General features: G+C 72.7%; 23 protein-coding genes and 1 pseudogene. 12 read left to right on the top strand and 12 right to left on the bottom strand.

What is annotated here, in order from left to right; translation table 11 throughout:
* The first annotated feature begins 265 nt into the window (after window positions 1–265).
* Together SNOUR_RS23310 and SNOUR_RS23305 are read left to right on the top strand one after the other, a co-directional pair.
* Complete coding sequence (locus SNOUR_RS23310) at window positions 266–1,081, top strand: L,D-transpeptidase family protein (protein ID WP_067350387.1); 816 nt, start codon at window positions 266–268, stop codon at window positions 1,079–1,081.
* A gap of 47 nt (window positions 1,082–1,128) precedes the next feature.
* Entirely contained in the window at window positions 1,129–2,265 is a 1,137-nt protein-coding gene (locus SNOUR_RS23305; protein WP_079142844.1) for a P1 family peptidase, read from the top strand.
* Window positions 2,266–2,304: 39 nt separating this feature from the next.
* Here the strand turns inward: SNOUR_RS23305 and SNOUR_RS23300 are convergent, their stop codons facing one another.
* Complete coding sequence (locus SNOUR_RS23300; protein ID WP_067350384.1) at window positions 2,305–3,021, bottom strand: VIT1/CCC1 transporter family protein; 717 nt, start codon at window positions 3,019–3,021, stop codon at window positions 2,305–2,307.
* A gap of 190 nt (window positions 3,022–3,211) precedes the next feature.
* Here SNOUR_RS23300 and SNOUR_RS23295 point away from each other — a divergent pair, with 190 nt between their 5' ends.
* Window positions 3,212–3,808 (top strand): Yip1 family protein, encoded by a 597-nt coding sequence (locus SNOUR_RS23295; RefSeq protein WP_312633370.1) that lies wholly within the window; start codon window positions 3,212–3,214, stop codon window positions 3,806–3,808.
* Between the two features lie 45 nt (window positions 3,809–3,853).
* Here SNOUR_RS23295 and SNOUR_RS23290 read toward each other — a convergent pair whose 3' ends face one another.
* Window positions 3,854–4,129, bottom strand: a complete 276-nt coding sequence (locus SNOUR_RS23290; RefSeq protein ID WP_067350381.1) for a hypothetical protein — start codon at window positions 4,127–4,129, stop codon at window positions 3,854–3,856.
* 309 nt (window positions 4,130–4,438) lie between these two features.
* Here SNOUR_RS23290 and SNOUR_RS23285 point away from each other — a divergent pair, with 309 nt between their 5' ends.
* A complete protein-coding gene (locus SNOUR_RS23285; protein ID WP_067350378.1) occupies window positions 4,439–5,629 on the top strand; it encodes a CaiB/BaiF CoA transferase family protein in 1,191 nt (396 codons plus the stop codon).
* An 81-nt stretch (window positions 5,630–5,710) separates the two neighbouring features.
* Complete coding sequence (locus tag SNOUR_RS23280) at window positions 5,711–7,039, top strand: L,D-transpeptidase (RefSeq protein WP_079142843.1); 1,329 nt, start codon at window positions 5,711–5,713, stop codon at window positions 7,037–7,039.
* Between the two features lie 89 nt (window positions 7,040–7,128).
* Here the strand turns inward: SNOUR_RS23280 and SNOUR_RS23275 are convergent, their stop codons facing one another.
* From SNOUR_RS23275 to SNOUR_RS23255, 5 genes are all read right to left on the bottom strand, one after another.
* A complete protein-coding gene (locus tag SNOUR_RS23275) occupies window positions 7,129–8,046 on the bottom strand; it encodes an NAD(P)-dependent oxidoreductase (RefSeq protein WP_446677949.1) in 918 nt (305 codons plus the stop codon).
* 155 nt (window positions 8,047–8,201) lie between these two features.
* Window positions 8,202–10,277, bottom strand: coding sequence for a PTS fructose transporter subunit IIABC (locus SNOUR_RS23270; protein WP_067350373.1), 2,076 nt, complete (start codon window positions 10,275–10,277; stop codon window positions 8,202–8,204).
* Window positions 10,270–11,283 (bottom strand): 1-phosphofructokinase, encoded by a 1,014-nt coding sequence (pfkB, locus tag SNOUR_RS23265; protein ID WP_312636042.1) that lies wholly within the window; start codon window positions 11,281–11,283, stop codon window positions 10,270–10,272. The genes SNOUR_RS23270 and pfkB overlap by 8 nt, the downstream gene beginning before the upstream one ends.
* A gap of 133 nt (window positions 11,284–11,416) precedes the next feature.
* Entirely contained in the window at window positions 11,417–12,187 is a 771-nt protein-coding gene (locus tag SNOUR_RS23260) for a DeoR/GlpR family DNA-binding transcription regulator (protein ID WP_067350368.1), read from the bottom strand.
* 259 nt (window positions 12,188–12,446) lie between these two features.
* A complete protein-coding gene (locus SNOUR_RS23255; protein WP_067350365.1) occupies window positions 12,447–13,448 on the bottom strand; it encodes a sigma-70 family RNA polymerase sigma factor in 1,002 nt (333 codons plus the stop codon).
* A 186-nt stretch (window positions 13,449–13,634) separates the two neighbouring features.
* On the opposite strand from SNOUR_RS23255, the pseudogene SNOUR_RS23250 reads away from it, so the two are divergent.
* A pseudogene (locus SNOUR_RS23250) lies at window positions 13,635–14,185 on the top strand (GNAT family N-acetyltransferase).
* Window positions 14,186–14,322: 137 nt separating this feature from the next.
* Window positions 14,323–14,895 (top strand): DUF2157 domain-containing protein, encoded by a 573-nt coding sequence (locus SNOUR_RS23245; RefSeq protein ID WP_067350364.1) that lies wholly within the window; start codon window positions 14,323–14,325, stop codon window positions 14,893–14,895.
* Window positions 14,896–15,048: 153 nt separating this feature from the next.
* Here the strand turns inward: SNOUR_RS23245 and SNOUR_RS23240 are convergent, their stop codons facing one another.
* Window positions 15,049–15,570, bottom strand: a complete 522-nt coding sequence (locus SNOUR_RS23240) for a pyridoxamine 5'-phosphate oxidase family protein (protein WP_067358667.1) — start codon at window positions 15,568–15,570, stop codon at window positions 15,049–15,051.
* A gap of 324 nt (window positions 15,571–15,894) precedes the next feature.
* Here SNOUR_RS23240 and SNOUR_RS23235 point away from each other — a divergent pair, with 324 nt between their 5' ends.
* Window positions 15,895–16,947, top strand: coding sequence for a questin oxidase family protein (locus tag SNOUR_RS23235; protein ID WP_067350361.1), 1,053 nt, complete (start codon window positions 15,895–15,897; stop codon window positions 16,945–16,947).
* A gap of 429 nt (window positions 16,948–17,376) precedes the next feature.
* Window positions 17,377–17,874, top strand: coding sequence for a MarR family winged helix-turn-helix transcriptional regulator (locus SNOUR_RS23230; RefSeq protein WP_067350358.1), 498 nt, complete (start codon window positions 17,377–17,379; stop codon window positions 17,872–17,874).
* Between the two features lie 98 nt (window positions 17,875–17,972).
* On the opposite strand, the gene SNOUR_RS23225 is transcribed toward SNOUR_RS23230, so the two are convergent.
* Window positions 17,973–19,502 (bottom strand): MFS transporter, encoded by a 1,530-nt coding sequence (locus SNOUR_RS23225; protein WP_067350355.1) that lies wholly within the window; start codon window positions 19,500–19,502, stop codon window positions 17,973–17,975.
* 363 nt (window positions 19,503–19,865) lie between these two features.
* The gene (locus SNOUR_RS23220) at window positions 19,866–20,492 is read right to left on the bottom strand and encodes a TetR/AcrR family transcriptional regulator (RefSeq protein ID WP_312633362.1); all 627 of its coding nucleotides are present in this window, start codon (window positions 20,490–20,492) and stop codon (window positions 19,866–19,868) included.
* A 364-nt stretch (window positions 20,493–20,856) separates the two neighbouring features.
* Between SNOUR_RS23220 and SNOUR_RS23215 the strand changes: the two genes are divergently transcribed.
* Window positions 20,857–22,275, top strand: a complete 1,419-nt coding sequence (locus SNOUR_RS23215; RefSeq protein ID WP_079142840.1) for a M6 family metalloprotease domain-containing protein — start codon at window positions 20,857–20,859, stop codon at window positions 22,273–22,275.
* 34 nt (window positions 22,276–22,309) lie between these two features.
* On the opposite strand, the gene SNOUR_RS23210 is transcribed toward SNOUR_RS23215, so the two are convergent.
* Window positions 22,310–22,951, bottom strand: a complete 642-nt coding sequence (locus SNOUR_RS23210) for a TetR family transcriptional regulator (RefSeq protein ID WP_067350350.1) — start codon at window positions 22,949–22,951, stop codon at window positions 22,310–22,312.
* A 158-nt stretch (window positions 22,952–23,109) separates the two neighbouring features.
* Here SNOUR_RS23210 and SNOUR_RS47225 point away from each other — a divergent pair, with 158 nt between their 5' ends.
* A complete protein-coding gene (locus SNOUR_RS47225; protein WP_039635563.1) occupies window positions 23,110–23,274 on the top strand; it encodes a small hydrophobic membrane protein in 165 nt (54 codons plus the stop codon).
* Window positions 23,271–23,564 (top strand): hypothetical protein, encoded by a 294-nt coding sequence (locus SNOUR_RS23205; protein WP_067350348.1) that lies wholly within the window; start codon window positions 23,271–23,273, stop codon window positions 23,562–23,564. The genes SNOUR_RS47225 and SNOUR_RS23205 overlap by 4 nt, the downstream gene beginning before the upstream one ends.
* A gap of 245 nt (window positions 23,565–23,809) precedes the next feature.
* Here SNOUR_RS23205 and SNOUR_RS46295 read toward each other — a convergent pair whose 3' ends face one another.
* The gene (locus tag SNOUR_RS46295) at window positions 23,810–24,091 is read right to left on the bottom strand and encodes a hypothetical protein (protein ID WP_159425901.1); all 282 of its coding nucleotides are present in this window, start codon (window positions 24,089–24,091) and stop codon (window positions 23,810–23,812) included.
* Between the last annotated feature and the right edge of the window lie 259 nt (window positions 24,092–24,350).

Genomic DNA, 24,350 nt, shown 5'->3' with positions numbered 1-24,350 from the left:
TTCCGGCCAAGTTTGGGCGACCTCGCCGAGGGCTCCACGGCGGGTCCCATAGCGCGCGTGCAGCATCAATCACCGCATTCCCCTACCAAAGGTTCACCCGGCGTGCGGCGCCATCCTCATGCCCTCTACCGTTCACCACAGTCCGCGGAAGCGGCTTCGCCGGAACGCGGTAGGGTGCAGATTGCCCTTTTTATGCCCGGGGGCTCCGCGGCCCCGGCATCGACCATGGGCCGTCCGCCCGTCCGTACCTGAGGAGACGCCAGACATGGCAGCCCGCCACGCTCAGTCCCGTGCGCGCAGGAGACTGTCCCGGCGCAGCAAGGCCGTCGGCGGCCTCGCGCTCTCCACGCTGGTCGGCACCGCCCTGTGGGCCTGGCCGGCCTCGGGCGACGACCACAGCGGCCGGCCGGACGCCAAGAGCGGTGCGACCCGGACGGTCTCCGGCCCTAACACCCCCGCACCCCACCAGGCGTCGCCGGAGGCGGCCCGCGGCCTGCGCGCCATCCCGGACCTCAGCGACGCCGCCCGAAAGCGCATACCGGCCAACGCCCGCCAGGTCCTGGTCGTCACCGGCAAGGACTCCGACTCGTACGAGTCCCGGGTCGTCCTCTACACCCGCGCGGAGGGCTCGGACTTCTGGGAGGCCGGCCCCACCTGGGCCGCACACAACGCCGCCCACGGATGGACCACCCAGCACCACTACGGCGACCTGCGCTCCCCCGAAGGCGTCTACACCCTCACCGACGCCGGCGGCCGGCTGCCCGCGCCCGGCGGCACCAAGCTCCCCTACGACCACAACAGCAGCTTCGTCGCCCATGGCACCGGCGTCGAGGGCGAGCCGCTGGCCGGCGCCTTCGACTACGTCATCGCCATCAACTACAACCGCGTCCCGGGCACCTCCCCGTTGGACGGTCAGCGGCCCCTCGGCGACGAAAAGGGCGGCGGCGTCTGGCTGCACGTCGACCACGACGGCCCCACCCAGGGCTGCGTCAGCCTCAAGCCCCAGGTGATGCGCGAACTGCTGCGCGCCCTCGACCCGAGCCTCCACCCGGTGGTCGTGATGGGCCCGGCCGGCCACTGACGCCCGACCCTGCCGCCGGGCGGGGTCCGCGTGGTACGCATGGCGCCATGACTGACGCGCGGCAGCACCAGCGGCACCCGGGGGGCGAGGACGCCCCCCACCCTCCGGGCCCGCACGACGCCCTGACCGACGTCCCCGGCCTGCGGGTCGGGCACGCCCAACGCATCGGTGACGGCTGGCTCACCGGCACCACCGTCGTCCTCGCCCCCGAAGGCGGCGCCGTCGCGGCGGTCGACGTGCGCGGCGGCGGCCCGGGCACCCGGGAGACCGACGCCCTCGACCCCCGCAACCTCGTACAGCGCGTCGAGGCCGTCGTGCTGACCGGCGGCTCCGCCTTCGGACTTGACGCGGCGTCCGGTGTCGTCCACTGGCTGGAGGAGCAGGGCCGCGGCTTCCGGGTCGGGCCCGACCCGGCCCAGGTCGTCCCCGTCGTCCCCGCCGCCGCCCTCTTCGACCTGGGCCGCGGCGGCGACTGGCAGGCCCGTCCGGACGCCGCCCTGGGGCGCGCGGCCGTGGCGGCCGCCGCCCGGACGGCCCCCGGCGCGCCCGTCCCCCAGGGCAACACCGGCGCCGGCACCGGCGCGACCGCCGGCGGCTTCAAGGGCGGCATCGGCACCGCCAGCGCGGTCCTGCCCTCCGGCATAACCGTCGCCGCGCTGACCGCCGTCAACGCCGCGGGCTCCTTCGCCGACCCGCACACCGGCGCCCTCTACGGCGCGCCCGGCCCGCTGCCCTCCCCCGAGGTCCACGCGGCCGCCCGCCTCCGTCTGGCGGAGGCCCGGGAGACCTCCGCTGCCCGGATGGCCTCCTCGGTCCGTCCGCCGCTGAACACCGTCCTGGCGGTGGTGGCCACGGACGCGGCGCTCACCCGTGCCCAGGCCCAGAAGCTCGCCGGCACCGCCCACGACGGCCTGGCCCGCGCGCTGCGCCCCGTCCACCTCCTCAACGACGGTGACGCGATCTTCGCGCTGGCCACCGGCGCGCGCCCGCTCGCCGGCGCCGAGGCCCTGGCCGACCCCGTCTTCGGGGTCCACTTGGAAGCCGGCGCCCTGAACGAGATCTTCGACACCGGCGCCGCCGTCCTGACCCGGGCCATCGTCAAGGCCGCGCGCGCCGCCGCCTCGGTGGACGGTCCCGGTGGCGTCTTCCCGTCGTACACGGACCTGTACGGGCCGGGTCAGTAGCCGGAGCCCGGGGCGGGGCGTCCGGGTGGCACCATGCCGTCAGGCGCCCACCGCGCCGAGGAGCGTGCCCGCCACATAGGTGACGGCCATGGCCAGTGCGCCCCCCGTTACGTTGCGCAGCATCGCCGGGCCCGGTGGGGCCGTGCCCAGGCGGGCGCTGGTCCAGCCGCAGAGGGCCAGGGCCGCCAGTACGGCGACCACGGTGATCCAGAGGCGCTGGCCGGCCGCCGGGAGCACGATCGCCAGGAGGGGCAGCAGCGCGCCCACGGTGAAGGCGAGGAAGCTGGCGCCCGCGGCGTGCCAGGGGTTGGTGAGCTCGTCGGGGTCGATGCCCAGTTCCACCTCTGCGTGGGCGCGCAGGGCGTCGTGCTCGGTCAGTTGCTCGGCGACCTCCTGGGCCAGTGCGCGGCCCAGGCCCTTGCCCTCCAGGAGTTCGGTCAGCTCCTGGAGTTCGGCCTGCGGGGCGGTGGCCAGTTCGCGCTTCTCCAGGGCCAGTGCGGCCTTCTCGGAGTCGCGTTGGGTGGAGACCGAGACGTATTCTCCGGCGGCCATGGACATCGATCCGGCCAGCAGTCCGGCGAGTCCGGCCGTCAGCAGGGTGCTGCGCGAGTCGGTGGCGCCGGCGACGCCGACGACGAGGCCGGCGGTGGAGACGACCCCGTCGTTGGCCCCGAGGACGGCCGCCCGCAGCCAGTTGAGGCGGCTGCCGAGCGCGCCGCTGTGTGCCTCGTCGTGCTCCGGTGTCTGAAGCGTCACCGGTCGAGCGTCTCATCCGGGTGGCGTGGTCGGGGGCAGGCCCCGCCCGGTGCCCGCGCGTCGTGCCGGCGCGGCCGGTGGTAGAAACGGCCGTATGTCCGCATCGCCTCCCCCCACCCCGCCCCCGTCACGGCCCGGCCGGCGCGCCGCCGCGCCGCCGCGTGCGGAGCCGCCGCCTCCGCCGCCCACGTTGCTGCAGCCGGCGCCTCCTGGGCCCGCGTCGGCCCCCAGGGAGCCGATACGGCGTCAGCGGCTGTGGTGGCACCGGCTGATATTCGGGCTCTGGTACCGGCCGGTGGACGTCTTCGACGAGGCGCGGGACCGCAGTGCGTGGAGCGCGGCGGTGCTGCTGTGCTTGATCAGCGGCGGGATCGGGATCGTGTCGGTGGACGCGTTCCGGGCGCAGTGGACGGCCGGTCGCACGGCGGCGCTGCAGTTGGCGGGGATGGCCGAGGCGGGCGTGTTGCTGGCCAGTTTGGGGCTGGGGGCGGTCACCCACGCGATAGCGCGCACGCTCGGCGGCAACGGGCGGTTCGCGCCGACGGCGAGCCTGTTCGTGGTGATCTTCTGGGTGACGGACCTGCCGCGGTTGATCATCGCGGCGTGGCTGCCGACGAGTTCCACGTTCGTCCAGGCCGCCACCTGGACGACGTGGGGGTTCGGTTACTTCCTCGCGGTGCTGCTCATACGTGGTCAGCACCATCTGCCGACGCACAAGTCGGCGGCCGCGGTGTCGGTCCAGATGCTGGCGGCGCTGGCACTGCTGAAGTTGGGGCCCGTGCGCTGAGGCGGGCGGGCCCGCGCGGCGGTGTGCCGTCGGGCTGACGGCGGCTCAACTACGGCTGGAGAGCTGCCGCACGAGGTCGTCGAACGCCTGCCGCTCGGCGGGGGTGAGGTCGACGTTCTCCGAGGCGGGGCCGCCGGGTCCGGTTTGGCGCGGGACCGCGTCGAGTCGGATCCGGGTCCGCGATGGTCGCCGCCGGAAGGGGGTGGTCGTGCCGTGGTGCCCGCGGCGGGTCAGTCTGATCAGGCCGACTGCCCAGAGGACGACGATGACCAGCAGAACGCCGAGACCGATCTGCTGGAGAATCGAAACGGAGGGGAGCATGCTGTTCCTCCCGAACAAGTGGGCGCTGGGCTAGGCCCAGTAGACACCACACGTCAGGACTTCCAACAGGGGATCTTGGGCCGTACATCCCGAAGTGACACATCTCCTATGACATTTCCCTGTATTCCCGACACCACACGTGTGGGCGGCGGCCGTCTCGCGGAGCCGCCGCGACGGGCCTTCGCCGGTGCACCACCGGCCGCACCGGCGCACTGCCGCCTCTCCCGTTGGACACCTCGGCTGCTTCCCTCCGGCGCGGGCCGTCGCGAACGATGACGGCGTCCCGTCCGCGACCTGAGGAGTACGCCCGTGCCCGAGCCGCAGCACCGGACCGCCCCGCGCGCCCTCGACGGCGTTCTCGTGGCCGACTTCAGCCGCGTCCTGGCCGGCCCGCTGGCCGCCGCCACGCTCGCCGACCTCGGTGCCGAGGTCATCAAGGTCGAGCGGCCGGGCTCGGGGGACGACACCCGCGCGTGGGGGCCGCCGTTCGCCGCCGACGGCACCGCCGCGTACTTCGACGCCGCCAACCGCTCCAAGCGCGGGCTGGCGCTGGATCTGGGGGACCCGGAGGACGCGGCGGCGGCCCGTGAGCTGGCGCGGCGGGCGGACGTCCTGATCGAGAACTTCCGGCCCGGTTCGCTGGCGAAGTACGGCCTCGACCCGGTCGCGACACGGGCCGCGAACCCGGGGCTGGTGCACTGCACGATCACCGGTTTCGGCTCGGGCGCGGGCGCCGCGCTGCCGGGCTACGACTTCGTCGTGCAGGCGGTGGGCGGGCTGATGAGCGTCACCGGCGAGCCGGGCGGGACGCCGTTGAAGGCGGGGGTGGCGCTGGTGGACGTGTTGACGGCCAAGGACGCCGTCACCGGGATCCTGGCGGCGCTGCGGCACCGCGACCGGACGGGCGCCGGGCAGGCGGTGGAGGTCAACCTGCTCTCGTCGCTGCTGGGGGCGCTGGTGAACCAGGTGTCCGGGCAGCTGGTGACCGGGCGGGATCCGGGGCCGATGGGCAATCGGCACCCGAGCATCGCCCCGTACGAGACGTTGGCCTGCCGGGGCGGGCTGCTGGCCGTGGCGGTGGGGAATGACCGTCAGTTCCGGGCGCTGGCAGGGGCGCTGGGGACGCCGGAACTCGCGGAGGACATACGGTTCCGACGGAACCAGGATCGGGTACAAAACCGCACAGACCTGGTCAAAGCGCTGGAGGATCGGCTGGCCGCCGACACCCCGCGGGGCTGGACGGAGCGGCTGACGGCGGCGTCCGTGCCGTGCGGGCCGGTCAACAGCGTCTCCGAGGCGCTGGAGTTGGCCGGGCGGCTGGGGCTGGATCCGGTCGTCCCGGTCGGCGAGGGGCGGACGCCCCAAGTCGCCAGCCCCCTGCGCCTGTCGGACACGCCGGTGGTGCAACCCGCTGCGCCGCCCCGCCTGGACGAAGACGGCACGGCACTGCGAACCTGGCTATCAGGGCCGGACGACCGACCCGTGCCACCGCGCATGTGACCTTCGTCACAACGCGGTCGTACCCGCAACCAAATCCGCCCGTAGGTGCTGTTTACCAGCACGGAATCACAACACCCCTGTATGGAGCAGCTCGTGACATCGCCGGACAACCCCGCGCCCGCCCAGTCCCGCACCGCCCACCAGCCGCTCCAGACCGAGCTGCGGGATTCCGCCGCGCCCCGACGCACCCGCCGGACACGGCGCGTCCTCGCCCTCACCGCCCTGCTCGCCGCGGGTGCGCTGTCGCTGACGGCCTGCGGTGGTGACGCCGAGGCGGGCGGCCAGGGCGACGGCAAGAACGGCCAGGCCGGGGCGGACGCCGCGGCGGCCAAGGACGCCTCCGACGCCAAGATCAAGGTCACCTCGAAGGACGGCGCCACCGACGCCAGCATCAACGACACCGGGGTGAGCGTCACCGGCGGCAAGTTGACGGACGTGAAGCTCACCGCCGTCGACACCGGCAAGGACGTCTCCGGCGCCATATCGCCGGACGGCTCCTCGTGGAAGCCCGGGGCGCAGCTGGACCGCGGCACCAAGTACAAGCTGGTGGCGAACGCCAAGGACGCCAAGGGCCGTCCGGCGACCGAGAACGCGACCTTCTCCACGGTCTCGTCGGCCAACAGCTTCATCGGCTCGTTCACGCCCGACAACGGCAAGACCGTCGGCGTCGGCATGCCGGTGTCGTTCAACTTCGACAAGCCGATCGCCAACCAGAAGGACGTCCGGTCCCACATCACGGTGACCTCCAGCAGCGGCCAGCAGGTCGTCGGCCACTGGTTCGGCAACCAGCGGCTGGACTTCCGGCCGGAGGAGTACTGGAAGGCCGGCTCCAAGGTCACCATGAAGATCGACCTGGACGGGGTGAAGGGCGGCCCGGGCATCACCGGTGTGCAGTCCAAGACGGTGACCTTCACCATCGGGCGCTCGCAGGTCTCCACGGTCGACATGAACACCCAGACCATGACCGTCAAGCAGGACGGGAAGGTCATCAAGACCATCCCGATCTCCGGCGGCAGCCCCGACCACCCGACCTACAACGGCCAGATGGTGATCTCGGAGAAGTTCGAGCAGACCCGGATGGACGGCTCGACGGTCGGCTTCGGCGGCGAGTACGACATCAAGGACGTGCCGCACGCCATGCGGCTGTCGTCGTCCGGCACCTTCATACACGGCAACTACTGGGGCAACTCGTCGATCTTCGGCCGCACCGGCACCAGCCACGGCTGCGTCGGCCTGGAGGACAACAAGGGCGGCGGTGGCGACACCCCGGCCAAGTGGTTCTACAGCAACTCGCTGATCGGCGACGTGGTGGTCGTGAAGAACTCCCCGGACAAGACCGTCAAGCCCGACAACGGCCTCAACGGCTGGAACATGTCGTGGTCGGAGTGGACGGCGGGCAGCTCGTCCTGACGGCCGTCAGCAACAGCTGAAGCGCACGAGGCGGTGACCGTCCCTCTGGAGGAGGGGCGGTCACCGCCTCGTCGGCTACGGGGGCGGGGTCAGGCCCGCGCCTCCCGGGGGTGCACCAGTTCCACCACGCCCCCGACGCTCTCCGCGCCGTGGCCGTCCGCCACCCGCCGCTTCATCAGCTCCCACAGCGGGGCGAACAGCTCCGTGCTGACGCCCTGCGCCCGGCTGACGTCGCCGATGGCGTCGTGCGAGACCTGCATGGCGAGATTGGAGCCGGTGGCGCCGTAATCCCCCGAGTCCACCTGTGCGGCCATCGCCGGCAATTGGCTGTCGGCCATCGCCCGCAGCCACGGAATCAGGAGTTCGGTGGTGAATGCGGTGACGTTTCCGCCGGCCGAGCGCACCAGGCCGGCCGCGTGCAGAAATCCGCCGAACATGCCGTACATTCCGCTCAGCAGCGCAAGGTCGTTGAGCGGGGCCAGACCCGGGTCCGCGCCCAGATACACACTGCCGGCGAAAGCGTCGAGCACCTCGCGATGCGCCTCGAAGGCGTCCTTCGCACCGCTGTAGAGCACAACGGCCTGCGGCGCTCCGATGATTTCCGGCACGGCCATGATGCCGCCGTCGAGATAGTCCGCGCCGAGCCCGGCGACCCGCTCGGCCAGCTCCCGGGCCTCGGCCGGCGAGCCGTTGGTCACATTGACCACGACCTTGCCCTTCAGCGCCGCGTCGGCCCCGTCGTCCGAGAGCAGCGGCGCGACGTCCGCGTAGTCCAGGATGCAGACGATCACCACGTCGCTCGCGCCGATCGCCTCGGCGGGGGACGCCGCGCGGCGGGCGCCCTGCTCCACCAGCCCGTCGGCTTTACGGGCCGTGCGGTTCCACACCGTCACCCGATGGCCGGCCGCGAGGAGCGCCGCCGCCAGGGCCGTTCCCATGTCTCCCAGGCCCAGGACCGCGACGTTCCGCCGAGCCGCCGCACCGGCCGCATTCCCGGCCGCATTCACCGCCGAATTTCCCTCCACCTGGCCCACCGCATTGCCCGCCGCATTGCCCACAGAATCGTCCACCGACATAACGGAACCGCGCTCCCGCCTCGTTCTCACTGATTGCTTGAAGATCAGTCTTGGCGGGGGCGCGGTTCCGGACAAGTACCCACTATTTAGTGCGTGGTTACCTCGCGGTGCGTACCCGCCTCGGGGTGCGTGGCGCCGGTCGCCGCCGCCGTCTCCGCGTCCGATATCCGCGCCGTCCGGGCCCGGAACCGCTTGAGGAGGACGACCAGGGCGGCGCTGACGACGGTGCCGGCGGCGACGGCCAGGAGGTACAGCAGCGGCTGGCCGATCAGCGGGACGACGAAGACGCCGCCGTGCGGGGCGCGGAGGGTGCAGCCGAAGGCCATCGACAGCCCGCCGGTGACCGCGCCGCCGGCCATCGCGGAGGGGATCACCCGCAACGGGTCGGCGGCGGCGAACGGAATGGCGCCCTCGGTGATGAAGGACGCGCCGAGCACCCAGGCGGCCTTGCCGTTCTCCCGCTCGGCGCGGGTGAAGAGGCGGCCCCGCACGGTCGTGGCCAGCGCCATCGCCAGCGGTGGGACCATGCCGGCCGCCATCACCGCGGCCATCACCTTCAGGCTGCCGGGGTTGGGGTCGGCCAGGCCGCCGACCGCGAAGGCGTAGGCGACCTTGTTGAGCGGACCGCCCAGGTCGAAGCACATCATCAGGCCCAGCAGCATGCCGAGGATGACGGCGTTGGCGCCGGAGAGACCGGTCAGCCAGCCGGTGAGGGCCTTCTGGAGGGCGGCGATCGGCTTGCCGACCACCAGGAACATCAGGAAGCCGACCACCGCCGAGGAGACCAGCGGGATCACCACGACCGGCATGATGCCGCGCAGCACCGGCGGCACGCCGAGCCGCTGGATCGCCCGTACCACCGCGCCGGCCAACAGACCGGCGATCAGTCCGCCCAGGAAGCCGGCGTTGACGGTGAGTGCGATCGCGCCGCCGACGAAGCCGGGGACCAGTCCGGGCCGGTCCGCCATGCCGTAGGCGATGAAGCCGGCCAGGACCGGGACGAGGAAGCCGAAGGCGGTACCGCCGACCTGGAAGAGCAGCGCCGCCCAGCTGGCGGACTCGGCCCACACGAAGTGGTCGGCGACCGACGGCGCCTTGTCGACGGTGTAGCCGCCGATCGCGAAGGCGAGGGCGATCAGCAGGCCGCCCGCGGCGACGAACGGCACCATGTAGCTGACGCCGGTCATCAGCCAGGTACGGAGCCGGATGGCGAAGCCGTCGGTGGCCTCGGCGCCCCGGTCCATGGGGGCGGCGGGGGCGGCGGGGCGCGCCGGGGCGTCGGCGGTCCCGCCGTGGGCGGCCTTCTCCCGCAGTTCGGCGAGGAGTTCGGCGGGGCGGTTGATGCCGGCCTTCACCCCGACGTCGACGACGGGCTTGCCGGCGAACCGCTCCCGGTCCCGCACCTCGACGTCGTGCGCGAGGATCACGCCGTCGGCGGCGGCGATCAGCTGCGGGTCCAGGCGCTGGAAGCCGGCCGATCCCTGGGTCTCCACGGTGAGTTCGACGCCGGCCGCCCGTGCGGCCTTGGCCAGCGACTCGGCGGCCATGTAGGTGTGCGCGATGCCGGTGGGGCAGGAGGTGACGGCGACGATCCGGAACGGGGCGGACGGTGCGGGTTCGGGGGCCGCGGATTCGGGGGCCGCGGGTTCGGGGGCCGCGAGTTCGGGGGCCGCGAGTTCGGCCTCGGGGACGTCCGCGGGCCGGGAGGCGCCCGGCTCCGGTTCCTCGCCGCGGATGAGCGCCGCCGCACGCGCCGGCTCGGCCGCCGACCGCAGCGCGCCGGTGAACGCCTCGTCCATCAACTGCCGCGCGAGCGACGACAGGATCGACAGGTGGTCCGCGTCGCCGCCCGTCGGGGCCGCGATCAGGAAGATCAGGTCGGCCGGGCCGTCCGCGGCGCCGAAGTCGATGCCGGCCGCGCTGCGCCCGAAGGCCAGCGTCGGCTCCGTCACATGCGCACTGCGGCAGTGCGGGATCCCGATGCCGCCGTCCAGGCCGGTGGGCATCTGGGCCTCGCGGGCGGCCACGTCGGCGAGGAAGCCCTCCAGGTCGGTGACCCGACCGGCGGCGGCCATCCGTTCCGCCAGCGAGCGGGCGGCGGCGTCCTTCGTTGCGGCGGACAGGTCGAGATCGACCAGGTCCGCACTGATCAACTCACTCATCGCGGGCTCCCTTGCGCGCGGTACCGCCGTGCGGGCGGTGGGGACGGGGTGCGGGGGAATCGGGCACCGGCTCCGTCAGGGCCCGGCCGAGCGGCACCTCGGCGGTCACCGTGACCCGCTCGGGGGCCAGGTCGGACGGCGTCGGCATCAGACTGCCGGGCAGCTGCACGGCCGCGGCGCCGTGCGCCACCGCCGCCGCCAGCGCCGGGACGCCGGTGCCGCCCGCGGCGAGGAAACCGGCGAGCGAGGCGTCCCCGGCCCCGACGTTGCTGCGCACGACGGCGACCGGGGCGCTGGCGAAGTGGGCGCCGTCGCCGTCGACCAGGAGCTGCCCGTCGGCGCCCAGGGAGGCCAGGACGGCCCGGGCGCCCCGGGAGCGGAGTTCCTCGGCGGCCCGGACGGCGTCGCCGACGGTCGTCAGGGGGCGGCCGACGGCCTGGGCCAGCTCCTCGGCGTTGGGTTTGACGATGTCGGGGCGTTCGCGGAGCGCCGCGGTCAGCGCCGGGCCGGAGGTGTCCAGCGCGATCCGGGCGCCCATGTGGTGGGCCCGGGCCACGAGTTCGGCGTACCACTCGGGCGCCAGGCCGCGCGGCAGGCTGCCGCAGCAGGCGATCCAGTCGGCGCCCGCGGAGCGCTCGCCGACCGCGGTCAGCAGCGCCGCGGACTCCTCGGCGGTCAGTTCCGGGCCGGCCGCGTTGATCTTCGTGAGGGTGCCGTCGGGCTCGGCGACGGCGATGTTGGAGCGGGTCTGCCCGGCCACCGGGACGCCCGCCACGTCGATGCCCTCGGCCGTCAGCAACCCGGCCAGCGCCGCGCCCGCAGGGCCGCCCAGCGGCAGGACGGCGAGGGTGCGGTGGCCGGCGGCGGCGAGCGCGCGGGAGACGTTGACGCCCTTGCCGCCGGGGTCGATCCGGTCGCCGGTGGCCCGCAGCACGGCACCGCGCTCCAGCGCGGGGATCTCGTAGGTGCGGTCCAGGCTGGGGTTGGGGGTGACGGTGAGGATGATCACGGGCGTACCGGTCCGGCGGTGAGGGGCGTGGGGGTGCCCGCGGGAGGGCCGACAAGGGCGTCGACGGGGGTGCGAACGGAAGCGCCGACGGGGGTGCCCGGGCGGGCGCCGACGGCCGCGGTGGGCGGTGTCATGCGCGGAGCACTTCGGTACCGGCGCGTTCGATGGCGAGGGCGTCCTCGGGGCGCAGCCCGGTGTCGGTGATCAGCAGGTCCACGTCCGACAGATCGCCGAAGCGGGCGAAGTGCCGCTGCTCGAACTTGGCGGAGTCGGCGAGCAGCACCACCCGGCGGGCGGCGGCGATCAGCGCCCGCTTCACCGCGGCCTCGGCGAGGTCGGGCGTGGTCAGCCCGCCGTCGAGGGAGAAGCCGTTGGTCGCCAGGAAGACCACGTCGGCGTTGATCTCGCGGTAGGCCCGCAGCGCCCAGTCGTCGACGGCGGCCCGCGTGCGGTGCCGGATCCGGCCGCCGACGAGGTGGAGGGTGAGGCCGGGGTGGTCGGCCAGCCGCGCGGCGACCGGCAGGCCGTGGGTGACCACGGTCAGCTCGGCCTCCAGCGGGATCTCGGCGGCGAGCCGGGCGGCGGTGGTGCCGGCGTCGAGGATCACGCTGCCGCGGCCGTCGCCGCCGGGCAGCTCGGCGAGCGCGGCCCGGGCGATGCGCTGCTTCTCGTCGGCGGCGACCGCGTCCCGCTCGGCGAGGTCCGGTTCGAAGTCCAGCCGGCCGGCCGGGATGGCGCCGCCGTGCACCCGGCGCAGCAGGCCGGCGCGGTCCAGCGCCTTCAGGTCGCGCCGCACGGTCTCGGCGGTGACCTGGAACTCCTCGGCCAGGGAGAGCACATCGACCCGCCCGCCCTCACGGGCGAGCCGCAGGATCTCCTGTTGGCGCTCGGGTGCGTACATCTGCGTCTGCGTCCATTTCATGCCCGAACCTGTGGTTTCACCGGGATGCTACGCCCGACATCCCGCCAAGTAAACAGATACGGACATTGAAGCGGACCCAAACGGGCATGATCGGGCGCGGAGATCCAACGCCCGGGCCTTCGGGTCCTCCCGGCCGGGACACAAAGGAGCCCCGACGCCACTACGGCATCGGGGCTCGCACCTCACCACATCACCGCGCGCTCACGGCACGCGCTCCACCTCGGGCGGGGGACCCGGCTCAGGCCGCCGCGTCGAATCCGGTGTCGCGCGCCATCCGCTTCAGCTCCAGCAGCGCGTGCTTCTCGATCTGGCGGATCCGCTCGCGGGTCAGGCCGTGCTGCTTGCCGACCTCCGTCAGCGTGCGCTCGCGGCCGTCGTCGATGCCGTAGCGCGCCTTGATGATCGAGGCGGTGCGCTGGTCGAGGCGGTCGATCAGATCCTCCAACTCCTCGCTGCGCAGCAGCGTGAGCACGGACTGCTCGGGCGAGGCGGCGGAGGTGTCCTCCAGCAGGTCGCCGAACTGGGTGTCGCCGTCGTCGTCCACCGACATGTTCAGACTGACCGGGTCGCGGGCCCAGTCCAGGACGTCGGTGACCCGGGAGGCGGTGGAACCCAGCTCGCCGGCGACCTCCTCCGGCTCCGGGTCGCGGCCGTTCTCGCGGTTGAACTCGCGCTGCACCCGGCGGATCCGGCCGAGCTCCTCGACGAGGTGGACGGGGAGCCGGATCGTGCGCGACTGGTCGGCGATGGAGCGGGTGATGGCCTGGCGGATCCACCACGTCGCGTACGTCGAGAACTTGAAGCCCTTGGCGTAGTCGAACTTCTCGACGGCGCGCACCAGGCCGGCGTTGCCCTCCTGGATCAGATCCAGCAGGGGGAGGCCGGAGCGCGGGTAGCGACGGGCCACGGCGACGACCAGGCGGAGGTTGGACCGGATGAAGACGTCCTTGGCCCGGTCGCCCTCGGCGGCCAGCGCTTCGAGCTCCGCGCGGTCGGCGCCGGCGGCGTTGCCGTCGGTGAGCTCGCCGTCCAGGATCTGCTGGGCGTAGACACCCGCCTCGATCGTCTGGGACAGCTCCACCTCCTTGGCGGCGTCGAGCAGCGGCGTACGCGCGATCTCGTCGAGGTACATGCCGACCAGGTCGCGGTCGGCGATGTCTCCGCCTGCTGCGCGAACGCTGTTGGCCTCGCCAGAGCCGGTGGTGCTGGCCTGACGACGGGCGACGGCACGGGTTGCCATGCGGGTGCTCCCTTTGCGCTGAGTCGGTCGCTGGACAGTGGGGCGGGTCGTCGATCCGTGGACCACCTGTGGCCGACCGGCTGACCCGTCCGAAGGAAACAACGGCTGGAATCCGGACAGAATTCCCAAGCCGCTCTTCAATTTTTCTGATCATGCAGTACCCTGCGCCGTCACCAAGGAGGACTGATGCCACCCGAGCACGGGGATGTGCAGGTCAGAGCGGGCGCCGAGACGGACCTCACGGCCCTTACGGATCTTTACAACCACTACGTCCGTGAGACGGCCATCACATTCGACACGGCTCCCTTCAGCCCTGCCCAACGTCGCCCGTGGTTGCTCTCCCACCCCAAAGACGGCCCGCACCGCCTTCTGGTTGCGCAGGGTGCCGACGGCGACCTCCTCGGCTACGCGACCAGCAGCGCCTTCCGTCCCAAGGGCGCGTACGCCACCTCGGTGGAGACGACGGTCTACTGCGCGCCGGACGCCGCCGGCCGGGGCGTCGGCACGCTCCTGTACACGGCGCTCTTCGCCGCGCTGGCCGACGAGGACGTGCACCGCGCCTACGCCGGCATCACCCAGCCCAACGGTGGGGGCACCTCCCGCGCCCTTGAGGCGTGGGGGAGTCCGGCCGACTGCACGCCCGCTTCGGTTTCCGCCCGATCGGCACGTTCACGGAGGTGGGCCGGAAATTCGGCCGCTACTGGGACGTCGCCTGGTACCAGAAGGATCTGCGGTAGCGCCGACGGGTGACCTCGGGCCGCTCCGGTTGACGCCGCCCACCCCCGGGTGTCGCCTGGACAGGAAGAGAGCGAAGGAACCGGAAGAGCCGGACGAGAGCGACGGCGAGGAAGAGGCCGCACGAGAGGAGCCCGTCATGGACCAGCACGCGCACGGCGACCCGCACGCCGGTGGGGACGGGCTGCCCGAGGCCCGCGCCGCCCGCTCCCACGGCACCATCGAACCGGAACACGGCGCGACGCTCTCCGGCCTTGCGGAACGGTCCGCTCCGGAGACGACGGGCCGCCGCGTCCCGACCCCCGTGGCGCTCGCGGTCATCGCGGCGATCTGCTTCGGCTGCTACACGATCTGGATGGACCACACCAACGGGGCCAAGGGCGGCCAGGCCGCGCTCCTCGGACTGATCGCGGCGGTGGTCACCGGAATACTGGGCGTGACGCTGGTGCACTTCCAGTCGACCATGATCACCGAGACCCGCGCCCTGGCCTACGGCGCGCTCTTCGGCGCCTCGATGGGGTGGCTCTACTCCCTCGGCGGCAGCACGCCCTCGGTCCTCAAATCGACGGGCTGGGGCCTGGTCATGTTCGCCGTGATGTTCGTCGTCTCGCTCTACATCTTCCGCACCCACCGCGAACGCGAGCCGCACGGCCTGCACCGCCCGCACCCCCCGCACGCGAGCCGGCTGCACCTGCCGCACACCGCGCACTGAGGCGGGCACGGGTGCCTCGCACCCCGCGGCGAGGCACCCGGGACGGACACAACTGCCCGGTGACGGCGGGAGGTTCCCTCTTCCGCCGCCACCGCACGCCCGCCCCGCAGCCCACCCGAAGACCACCGAAAGCCGCCGAAGACCTACGAATTCCTACGAACCCTCGAAGCCCCCGGCCCCCTCCGTAGTCGGCCGTTCCGGACCCTCCAGCAGTTCCGGGTCCTCCGACGTCCGCCGCAGCGTCCGCAGCGGTCGGTCCGGCCGCCAGATCTCCAGCTTCATGAACGGCGGCTCGACGGACGTCCGCACCACCTCCGTCAACCGCGCCCGGAAGAGATGGAACGGCTCCGGCGGCTTGGCCGCCGCCGCGTACCGCGCCTTCAGCCCGGGGTCGGTCACCTCGACCGCCCGCCCGGCGACCCGCACGTCACCGCCGGCCAGGTCCGTCCCGCCGCCGGGGTTGGCGTGCAGCGCGAAACGGGGGTCCCGACGCAGGTCGAGCGCCTTGCGCGAGCCCGTCATCATGCCCAGCCACAGCTCTCCTCGACGGAAGTCCGCCTCCAGGCCCGTCAGCCGCGGCGCACCGTCCGTGCGCAGCGTGGCCAGGACGTGATGCCGATACGCCCCGAACCGCTCCCGCACCACCGCGGCGAACTCCGGCACCGCCGCCTCCACGGCCGCCCAACCGACCCCGCCGCCCCCGCCGCCCCCGCTCGTCGCTCCGCCCGCGCCCCGTTGCCGGTCGCTCCCGGCCCGTCGCCCGTTCTCGTTCGTCATGCCGCCAAGGCTCCCGCCTATACCCGACACCCTCTGTCGAGATTCCCGAACCAGTGCGCCCGCGCCCCCGCATCCCCGTGCTCTCCTGATGAGCGATCCCCGTCTCTCCCTCCCCTCGCATCCCACCACCGCCGTACGACCAACGCCTTAGTCCCACGGTCCGGTTGAGGATCCGCCCGCGGCCCGTTACCCGGTGCCGGGGCGCGTACCTAGCCTCGGGCCATGGATACGACGAGCGGCACACTCGACGAAGCCCTGGAACGTCTCCACGCCACCGGCCCCGAGTTCAACGGGTTCCTCAGCAACCACGGCCCGATGGCCGTGGAGGCCCTGATCCGGCACGGTCAGGCGCGCACCGTCCACCGCTGGCTCGACGACTACGCCACCCGCCTGGAGGAGGTGCCGACCGCACGGACGCCCCTCACCGACGCCAACTGGCAGGAGGCGCTGGGCGATCCGCGCCGGGTCACCGACTGGACCGGATACCTGACCCGCCAGGTCGCCGAACGCCCCTGGCGCGAGGTGCTCGCCACGTGGTGGCCCCGTCTGCTGCCCGGCATCGCGGGCGCCGCCACCCACCCGGTGATCCGGGTCGGACACGCCGTGCGCACCCTCCTGGAGCAAGGTGAAGAGGCGCCGCGGATCGCCGAGTTGGCGCACGCGCTCGGCTACTGGGCGGCCCGGCACACCACCCTGCCGGTGTCGGCGCGCCCCAGCGGCACCCTCGCGCCCGACGACGCGCTGGCCGCCCTCCCGCGCGTCGCCGACCGGCGGACGTCGGTCGTCGCCGGGCTGGCCCAGCTGCCCGACACGCAGGGATGGCCGGCCGCGGCCGCGTCGCTGCGCGCGCCGCGGAATCCCGACGAGGCTCGCGAACAGCTGACCGCACTGGTGCGGGCCGCCACCCACCGCTACCTCGACTACGGCCACGGCGACGCGGTCCTGCTGGTCCACGCGGCCACCGCCCCGAACGCCGTCCTGCGCACCCTCCCGGCACTCCCCCGCGAACTGTGGGCGCCCTCGCTCGCGGCGGCCTGGACGGCGAGCGCCGCACTCACCTCCGTCTACAGCCCCGACGAGCCGCTGCCGACGCTCACGACCGGGGCGCTCACCCCTGAGGAGGTCTTCGAACGGGCCGCGGCGCACGGCGACGCGCACGCGATCAAGCTGACCGACACCGCCCTCGACGTGGCCTCCTGGGCGGCGGACGGCGATGACCGCGCACTGCGGTCCGCGCTCCGCTCCCTGGAACTGATCACGCCGGGCGAGGACTGAGGACCGGGTGGGCTGATCAGCACCGGGGAGTGATCAGCCCTCCCCGCACCGGAGCCACGGGCCGCCGGAACACCGGCCCGACGGATCACCGACGCGATCTCGCCGATGATCCGGCGGATCTGGCGGAGGGGGCGGAGGGGCGGATCTGACGGACCTGACGGATCCGGCGGAGAAATATCGCCGGCATTGCCGCCATATCGCCGCCGTGGCGGCACACTGGCGTTAGCCGACGCCCCGCGACGATGTCCGCCACCCCGCGCCGCGCCGTCTTGCGCCCGATCCGGACCCGCCGCACCCGGATCCCCCGCCCGCCGAAGGCCCGCGAAGGCCCGCCGACCAGGGATACCGCCCCAGCCGGAGGGCCGCCATCGGCCGAAGCTTCATTGTTAAATGTTCAATAACTCTCGAAGCGGTGAGAGAGTGGATGGCATGAGCAACGAACCCGCGACCGAGCCGCGCTGGCTCGACGACGAGGAGCAGCACGCCTGGCAGGCATACCTCCACGCCACCACGCTCCTGGAGGACCACCTCGACCGCCAGCTTCAGCGCGACGCCGGGATGCCGCACGTCTATTACGGCCTGCTCGTCCAGCTCTCCCGTGCACCGCGACGACGGATGCGGATGACCGAGCTGGCCCAGAACGCCAAGATCACCCGGTCCCGCCTCTCCCATGCCGTCGCCCGCCTGGAGAAGAACGGCTGGGTCCGGCGCGAGAACTGCCCGTCCGACAAGCGGGGCCAGAACGCCTACCTCACCGACGAGGGGCTGCGGGTCCTGGAGAAGGCCGCGCCCGGACACGTCAACGCCGTCCGGGCCGCGATCTTCGACCGCCTCACCCCGGAGCAGATCGGGCAACTCGACGAGATCTGCTGCATGATCACCGACGGCCTCCAACCGCAGGGCGCCGACCTCCCCTGGCTCCGCTGACCTCAGCGGGGCGAAGGGAGGCCGACGCACCGCCACGGTCGACTCAGCGCCCCCTCAGCGCGCCGGCGATGCACCGCCGGTGCATCGCCGGCGCACCGTCAGTGCACCATCACCGGAATCTGCGCCTCGTCCTCGGCGCCGGCGTTCGCGCCCGCGCCGTCCTCCGACGAGGCCGCCGGCGAACCGCCGCCCGGTCGCCCGGTGTTGATGAGCGTGAAGGCGATCACCGCCGCCAGGGCCAGGATGCCCACCGCCCACCAGATGGCGGAGGTGTAGCCGTGCACCATCGACTGGAGCTTGAGCAGGTCCGCCGAGCGCGCGCCGGCCGCGTGCGAGGTCGCGTACGCGGTGGTGGCGCTGGCCGCGATGGTGTTCAGCAGGGCGGTGCCGATCGCGCCGCCGACCTGCTGCGAGGTGTTGACCATCGCGGAGGCGACGCCGGCGTCCCGCGGCTGGACCCCGTGCGTGGCCAGCGACATGGCCGGCATGAACGCCGTACCCATCCCCAGGCCCATCAGGACGAAGCCGGGCAGGATCAGCGCCGGGTAGGACGTGCTCAGGTCGATCTGGCTCAGCACCACCATGCCGAGCGCGGCGACCGTGAAGCCGGGCGCCATCAGCAGCCGCGGCGGGACGCGGGTCATCAGCCGGGCGCCGATCTGCGTGGAGCCGGTGATCATGCCCGCGACCATCGGAAGGAAGGCCAGACCGGTCATCACCGGCGTGTATCCCTTCACGACCTGCAGGTAGTAGGTCAGGAACAGGAAGAGACCGAACATGCCGATCACGGCCAGGCCCAGCGACGCGTAGACGCCCGCGCGGTTCCGTTCGGCGATCACCCGCAGCGGCAGCAGCGGCGCCGCCACCTTGGACTCGACCAGGACGAACGTCAGCAGCAGCACGGCCGCCGCGGCGAACAGCCCCAGGGTCACACCGGCCAGCCAGCCGTCGGACTCGGCCCGGGTGAACCCGTAGACCAGCGAGACCAGGCCGAGCGTCGCCAGGACGACGCCGGGCACGTCCAGGCGGGAGGGGTTGCGGCCCTCGGCGGGCTCGCGGATGACCAGCGCCGCACCGGTCGCGGCGATCACGGCGAACGGGATGTTGACGAAGAACGTCCAGCGCCAGTTCATGTACTCGGTCAGCACGCCGCCGAGGATCAGCCCGACCGCGCCACCGCCACCGGCGATCGCACCGAAGATGCCGAACGCCTTGGCGCGCTCCCGGGCCTCCGTGAAGGTCACCGCCAGCAGCGACAGCGCGGAGGGCGCCAGCAGCGCACCGAAGACGCCCTGGAGCGCCCGCGCGCCCAGCAGCATCCCTTCGTTGACCGCTGCCCCGCCGAGCGCGGAGGCCACCGCGAAGCCGATCAGGCCGATGACGAAGGTCCGGCGCCGGCCCCAGAGGTCGGCGATCCGGCCACCGAAGAGCAGCAGTCCGCCGAACGCCAACGCGTAGGCCGTGATGACCCACTGGCGGTTGGCGTCGCTGATGTCCAGGGCCTTCTGGGCGGAGGGCAGCGCGATGTTCACGATCGTCGAGTCGAGGACGACCATCAGTTGCGCGAGGGCGATGAATATCAGCGCTTTCCAGCGCCGTGGATCGACGTGCGCGGCGGTTTCAGACATGGGGAGGTCCACCTAGTGGTGCGTGACGGAACGTGGCAGAGGTTCTGGAGCTGAACGGACGGAAGCGGAAATCCCGGCACCCGTGAGGAGCGCGCGCGTCGCGCGACGCCCCGGCACCCGAGCGCCTCGGAGGAGGCCGAGGGCGACGGAGAGGACTCAGCGGACGGAGAAGACGGAACGGGCGGAAGGGGTCAAGCGGAAAGGGACAAGGGGGAAAGGGGACGGGAGAAGAGAGGGCCGACGAGGAGGACTCAAGAGGACTCAAGGAGAAGACCGACGCAGGGGGCCGGAGCCGAGGCATCGTCCCGGCGAGCGGGGCGGACCGCGGCCCTCCCCCCCCCCGTCGGCCGCCGCGGCTCGCGGTCAGCGGCGCCTCAGGTCCTCCAAGGTGACGGCGGAACCGGGCAGTTCGGACCGGGCGGGGGTTTGCAGGCCGTCCAGGAACAGCTGCAGATGCCGGTGCACGAACCTGTCGAAGTCCATACAGCCACTGCCCGGCAGCGGGCGGGTGAGCTGGGTGAGCGCGACCATCAGGTCACCGACGGCGATGTCGGTGCGCAGCTGGCCGCTGTCACGCGCGGCACCCATGACGGCGGCCACGGCCGCGTCCAGGCGCTCACGCGCGGCGAGCAGATCGGGGTGGGCCGGGTCGACGCCGTCGGAGAGCAGCGGGCACAGCGCCCCGATCCGCTCCTCCACCGCGTCGTGGACGAAGCGCCTCAGCGCTTCGAAGGCATCGGACTCCGCCACGAGGGCGCACTCCGCGCGGTCCGCGATACGGGACATGACGGAGAGCGTGACGTGGTGGATCAAATCCCGGCGATCCGTGAAGTGACGGTAGAGCGTCGCATTGCCGACACCCGCGCGTCGAGCGATTTCGTCGAACGGCGCCTCGGCCCCGAACTCGACCATCGTCTCCCGCGCGGCGGCGATGATCCGCTCCCGGTTGCGCACCGCATCGGCCCGCAGCCGCGGTGGTGCAGTCTGCACGCGCCCCACTCCGGTCACGTCGGCGCACTCCCTTCGTCCTTCTCCCGCATCCACGGAACCGGGGAACCACTCCCCGCTTCGTCCAACACCGAGCTAAACGGGGATCCGCTCCCCGGATATTTCCCGGCCGGGGTGTGACGTGGCCCACGCGGACGCGGGGCGCGTCGACCCCGGCAGCCGCGCCCGGGGTCGCCGTCAGCGCCGGCGCATGCTGGGGCGCCATCCCTCCGCACCACACCACGCCTCCATTTGACGCACCCCCACGCGCGGGCGACCATCCCCCGCCGCACGCTGAACACCATGAGGCAGAAGGCACGCGCCCGATGAACCGCACCACCGGCGCCCGCACGCTCCAGGCCGAGCCATGCGCACCCTGACACACAAGATCTGCGCCGCCCTGGCCGCGACCGCCGCCTGCGTGGCCGCCGCCACCACCCTGACCACGCCGCCCGACGCCACCGCCGCCCCACCGCCCCCGATCGCCGCTCCCGTACCGCCGCCGCCCGGCGTCAAGCCCCTGCCGCCCCCCATCGGAGCCGTCGGCACCGCCAAGGCGACGGCGAAGACCACCGCGACGGCCACCGCGAACGCCTCCGCGGGGGGCTCCGCCCCGGCGCCTCCCGCGCCCCGCCCACCGGCCGGCGCACGTCCCAGCGGCCCCTGCGCGCTCTCCGGCATCACCGAGGACGTCTCCGAGGCGGCCCCCACCCCCGCCGGCTTCGCGCACGCCTTCGGCATCGTGCGGGCCCTCACCCTCTTCGTGGACTTCCCGGACGCCCCCGCCGGCCTCTCCCCCATGGCCCGCTTCGCCGAGTTCTTCCCGGCCGTGACCGACTACTTCCGCACCAGTTCGTACGGCAGGCTGACGTACGTCCCCAAGCCGCTCTTCCGCTGGATCCGCATGTCACACCCGCTGGCGGCATACGGCATCACCCGCGGCGCCACCTTCGATCCGCACTCGAACCAGGGCTACTACGCCCTGTCCCGGGAACTCGTGCACGCCGTGGACCCGCTCGTGGACTTCCGCAACTACGACGTCGTGAACGTCATCGCGTCCCCCAACGCGGGCCCGCCGGCGACCCGCTCCGTCCTGTCGGTCACCTTCAGCGGCAGCGACATGGGGCTGAAGACCGGCCGCGGGGCGGAGTTCCAGAACGTCTCCTTCATCTGGAGCCGGCAATCGGGCCTGAGCGCCTTCCGGGTCGTCAACCACGAGAACGCGCACTCCTTCGGCCTACCCGACCTCTACTACACGGACGAGCCCAACGCATCGACCCCGGTGGGCCACTGGGACCCGATGGACGAGGACTGGGGGCCGACCAACGACTTCCTCGGCTGGCACAAGTGGAAGATGGGCTGGCTCGCCCCCGGCCAGGTGCACTGCACACCGCCCGGCGGCACCCCCACCGAGCACGTCCTCACGCCGATCTCCACCCCCGGCGGCACCAAGATCGTCGTCATTCCGACCGGTCCGCACACCGCCTTCGTGGTCGAGGCCCGGACCAGCGGCCTCCTGGACCCGATCGTCTGCCGCCCCGGCGTCCTCGTCTACCACGTGGCCACCAACGTCCCCAGTGGCCGCGCCCCCATCCGCGTCGTCGACGGCACCCCGCACAGCAACGGCTGCTACAGCGACGCCCGCTACGTCGACGCGGACCTGACCGACGCCACCTTCCGCCCCGGCGACTCCTTCACCGACCGGGTGAGCGGCGTCACCGTCACCGTTCTCACCGAGAACACCGACGGCACCTACCGCGTCCGCACCACCCCGGCGCACGCCTGACGGCCCGCGCCCCGGGCCCCGCGCCCACCCCGCCTCAGGCGCCCTCCTCCTCCCAGTGCCGGCGCCCGATGCTGATCAACCGCAGCTGGCGCCGGGCGCGCCACACCACCCGCTCGACCGCCCCCTCGCCTCCCTCCTCCTGGGCATCGAGCAGCTCCCCGGCGGTGGTCACCAGCCGGTCGACGTACAGCTCGGCCAGCATCCGGACGTCCTCGTCCCGCCAACCGCCCGACACCGGCTGCGACTTGAGCGCCTCGGCGACCTCGGCCGCGAACCGGTCCAGCTCCCCGGCGATGGCGTGCCGCACGGCCCGCACCCCGCCGCGCCGCTCGCGCGCCACGAACCGTACGTGCGCGGGGTGCTCGCGCACATGCCGCTCGACGACCGCGACCGTGCGGTCTATCCGCTCCTCCGCCGCGTCCTGCTCGGCGAGGATCGCGCGCACCATCGCGTGCAGGCTGCCCAGCGCCTCCTCGACGAGCGCGACGCCCAGCTCCCCCAGGTCCCGGAAGTGCCGGTAGAACGCGGTCGGGGCGATGCCCACCACCCGGGTCACCTCGCGCAACCCCAGGCTGCTCAGGCTCTGCTCCTCCAGCAGCCCGAGGGCCGCGTCCAGCAGCGCCTGACGGGTTTTCTGCTTCTGCGCCTGACGGACTCCACCCACACTGTGACTCATGTCATCCAGTAAACAACCGTTCTCCGAACCGATCCACCCGCCGGCAGCCGTACACTGAAGAAGTCAGTGAACAACTGTCCTCTCAAATCTCTTCGGCCGCGCTCCGCCACGGACCCGCACCGGGCCCCGCACCGGAACCGGCCCCGGAAAGGCAGACCATGCTCTTCCTCGTCGCAGCCCTCCTCCTGATGGGGATCGCGCTGGGCACCGCGGCGCACCTCCCCGTCCCGGTCACCCTCGTCGCCGCCGCGGTCATCACCGCCTGGCTGCTCGTCTTCTACCTGCGCGAACGCCGCCACCACACCGAGGGGACCGCCCGATGACCACCCTCACCACCACCCCGGCGACCGCGGCGAAGTCCTCCGCCGCCACCCCGTCCCGCCCCCAGGCGGACGGCATGGCCATCGCCTCCTTCGTCCTCGGCCTCCTCGGCACCCTGGTCCTCAACGTCGTCCTGGGCCCCTGCGCACTGGTCCTCGGCACCCTCGCGCTCACCCGCGGCACCACCCGCCGCGGCCGCGCACTCCTGGGCCTCGCCCTCGGCGCCGCCGACCTGCTCCTCCTCGCCGCCCTCACCGCCGCCGACGGCACCCTCAGCTGGCACCTCGGCTGACCCGCCCCCGGCACACGCCCCACCTTCCCCACACCCACCCGCCCCCCACCCGCCATCCGCTACGCTTGTCGCCGGATCGGATCATCCCGATCAGCCCCGCCTCCGTGGGATGTGTCTAAATCAGAGAAACCCCAGGCCGCGGCGGGTTCACCTCCGGGCCTCAAAACGAGGTTCCCGAATCCCCAAACGCCCGCCGTCGCCTCCCTGCCTCAGAGCCCAGATCTGACAGCGCCGCCAGAACACCCTCACCCACCACATGCCACTTGCTTGCTATTTAAGTAGCATGCAGGAAAGGTGGAGGAGTGAACATCCGCTACATCCCCGGCGCGCAGCAGGATCGGCGCGCGCTCCTGCTGCTCGTGAGTGACGATCGGCAGCTGCTGCTGTGTCGCGCTTGCTGCGGTGACTGGACCGTCCCGTCCGTTCACCTCGGAACGAGCGACGAGCCCGCCCATCAAGCCCGCGCTCATCTCGCAAAAGCGTTCGGGATCAACAACCCGCAACTCGCCGCCGTCCGTGGGGTCCACACCTCAAGCAGGGACCAGGCGTGGGAGTACGAGCGGGTGACGCAGACCCACGTCCTGATCTCCCGCATCAGCGACGCAGAAGCGCGCGGCACGCGAAAGCGGAAGCCGGCACGCCCTGTGGGCCTTGGACGACTTGCGCAGTCACCGCAGACGGGTAGCCCCTCAGGGGGCCATCACTCTTCTTGCCGGTTTCCTCGAAGGCTGGCTACCCGACGGCTCCCACACACTCTTCTGACCCACAGCCGGGCACCCGCAGGGT

It is taken from the genome of Streptomyces noursei ATCC 11455 (assembly GCF_001704275.1).
Lineage (GTDB): Bacteria > Actinomycetota > Actinomycetes > Streptomycetales > Streptomycetaceae > Streptomyces > Streptomyces noursei.
This window is presented reverse-complemented; position numbering and strand designations above follow the sequence as displayed.

Bases quoted from the DNA above. Each gene is read 5' to 3' on its own strand.
- SNOUR_RS23225 (WP_067350355.1), bottom strand. From the start codon at position 19,502: ATGTCTGAAACCGCCGCGCACGTCGATCCACGGCGCTGGAAAGCGCTG.
- SNOUR_RS23245 (WP_067350364.1), top strand. From the start codon at position 14,323: ATGGACCAGCACGCGCACGGCGACCCGCACGCCGGTGGGGACGGGCTG.
- SNOUR_RS23210 (WP_067350350.1), bottom strand. From the start codon at position 22,951: ATGAGTCACAGTGTGGGTGGAGTCCGTCAGGCGCAGAAGCAGAAAACC.
- SNOUR_RS23270 (WP_067350373.1), bottom strand. From the start codon at position 10,277: ATGAGTGAGTTGATCAGTGCGGACCTGGTCGATCTCGACCTGTCCGCC.
- SNOUR_RS23230 (WP_067350358.1), top strand. From the start codon at position 17,377: ATGAGCAACGAACCCGCGACCGAGCCGCGCTGGCTCGACGACGAGGAG.
- SNOUR_RS47225 (WP_039635563.1), top strand. From the start codon at position 23,110: ATGCTCTTCCTCGTCGCAGCCCTCCTCCTGATGGGGATCGCGCTGGGC.
- SNOUR_RS23310 (WP_067350387.1), top strand. From the start codon at position 266: ATGGCAGCCCGCCACGCTCAGTCCCGTGCGCGCAGGAGACTGTCCCGG.
- SNOUR_RS23205 (WP_067350348.1), top strand. From the start codon at position 23,271: ATGACCACCCTCACCACCACCCCGGCGACCGCGGCGAAGTCCTCCGCC.
- SNOUR_RS23235 (WP_067350361.1), top strand. From the start codon at position 15,895: ATGGATACGACGAGCGGCACACTCGACGAAGCCCTGGAACGTCTCCAC.
- SNOUR_RS23260 (WP_067350368.1), bottom strand. From the start codon at position 12,187: ATGTACGCACCCGAGCGCCAACAGGAGATCCTGCGGCTCGCCCGTGAG.
- SNOUR_RS23305 (WP_079142844.1), top strand. From the start codon at position 1,129: ATGACTGACGCGCGGCAGCACCAGCGGCACCCGGGGGGCGAGGACGCC.
- SNOUR_RS23255 (WP_067350365.1), bottom strand. From the start codon at position 13,448: ATGGCAACCCGTGCCGTCGCCCGTCGTCAGGCCAGCACCACCGGCTCT.
- SNOUR_RS23215 (WP_079142840.1), top strand. From the start codon at position 20,857: ATGCGCACCCTGACACACAAGATCTGCGCCGCCCTGGCCGCGACCGCC.
- SNOUR_RS23290 (WP_067350381.1), bottom strand. From the start codon at position 4,129: ATGCTCCCCTCCGTTTCGATTCTCCAGCAGATCGGTCTCGGCGTTCTG.
- SNOUR_RS23280 (WP_079142843.1), top strand. From the start codon at position 5,711: ATGGAGCAGCTCGTGACATCGCCGGACAACCCCGCGCCCGCCCAGTCC.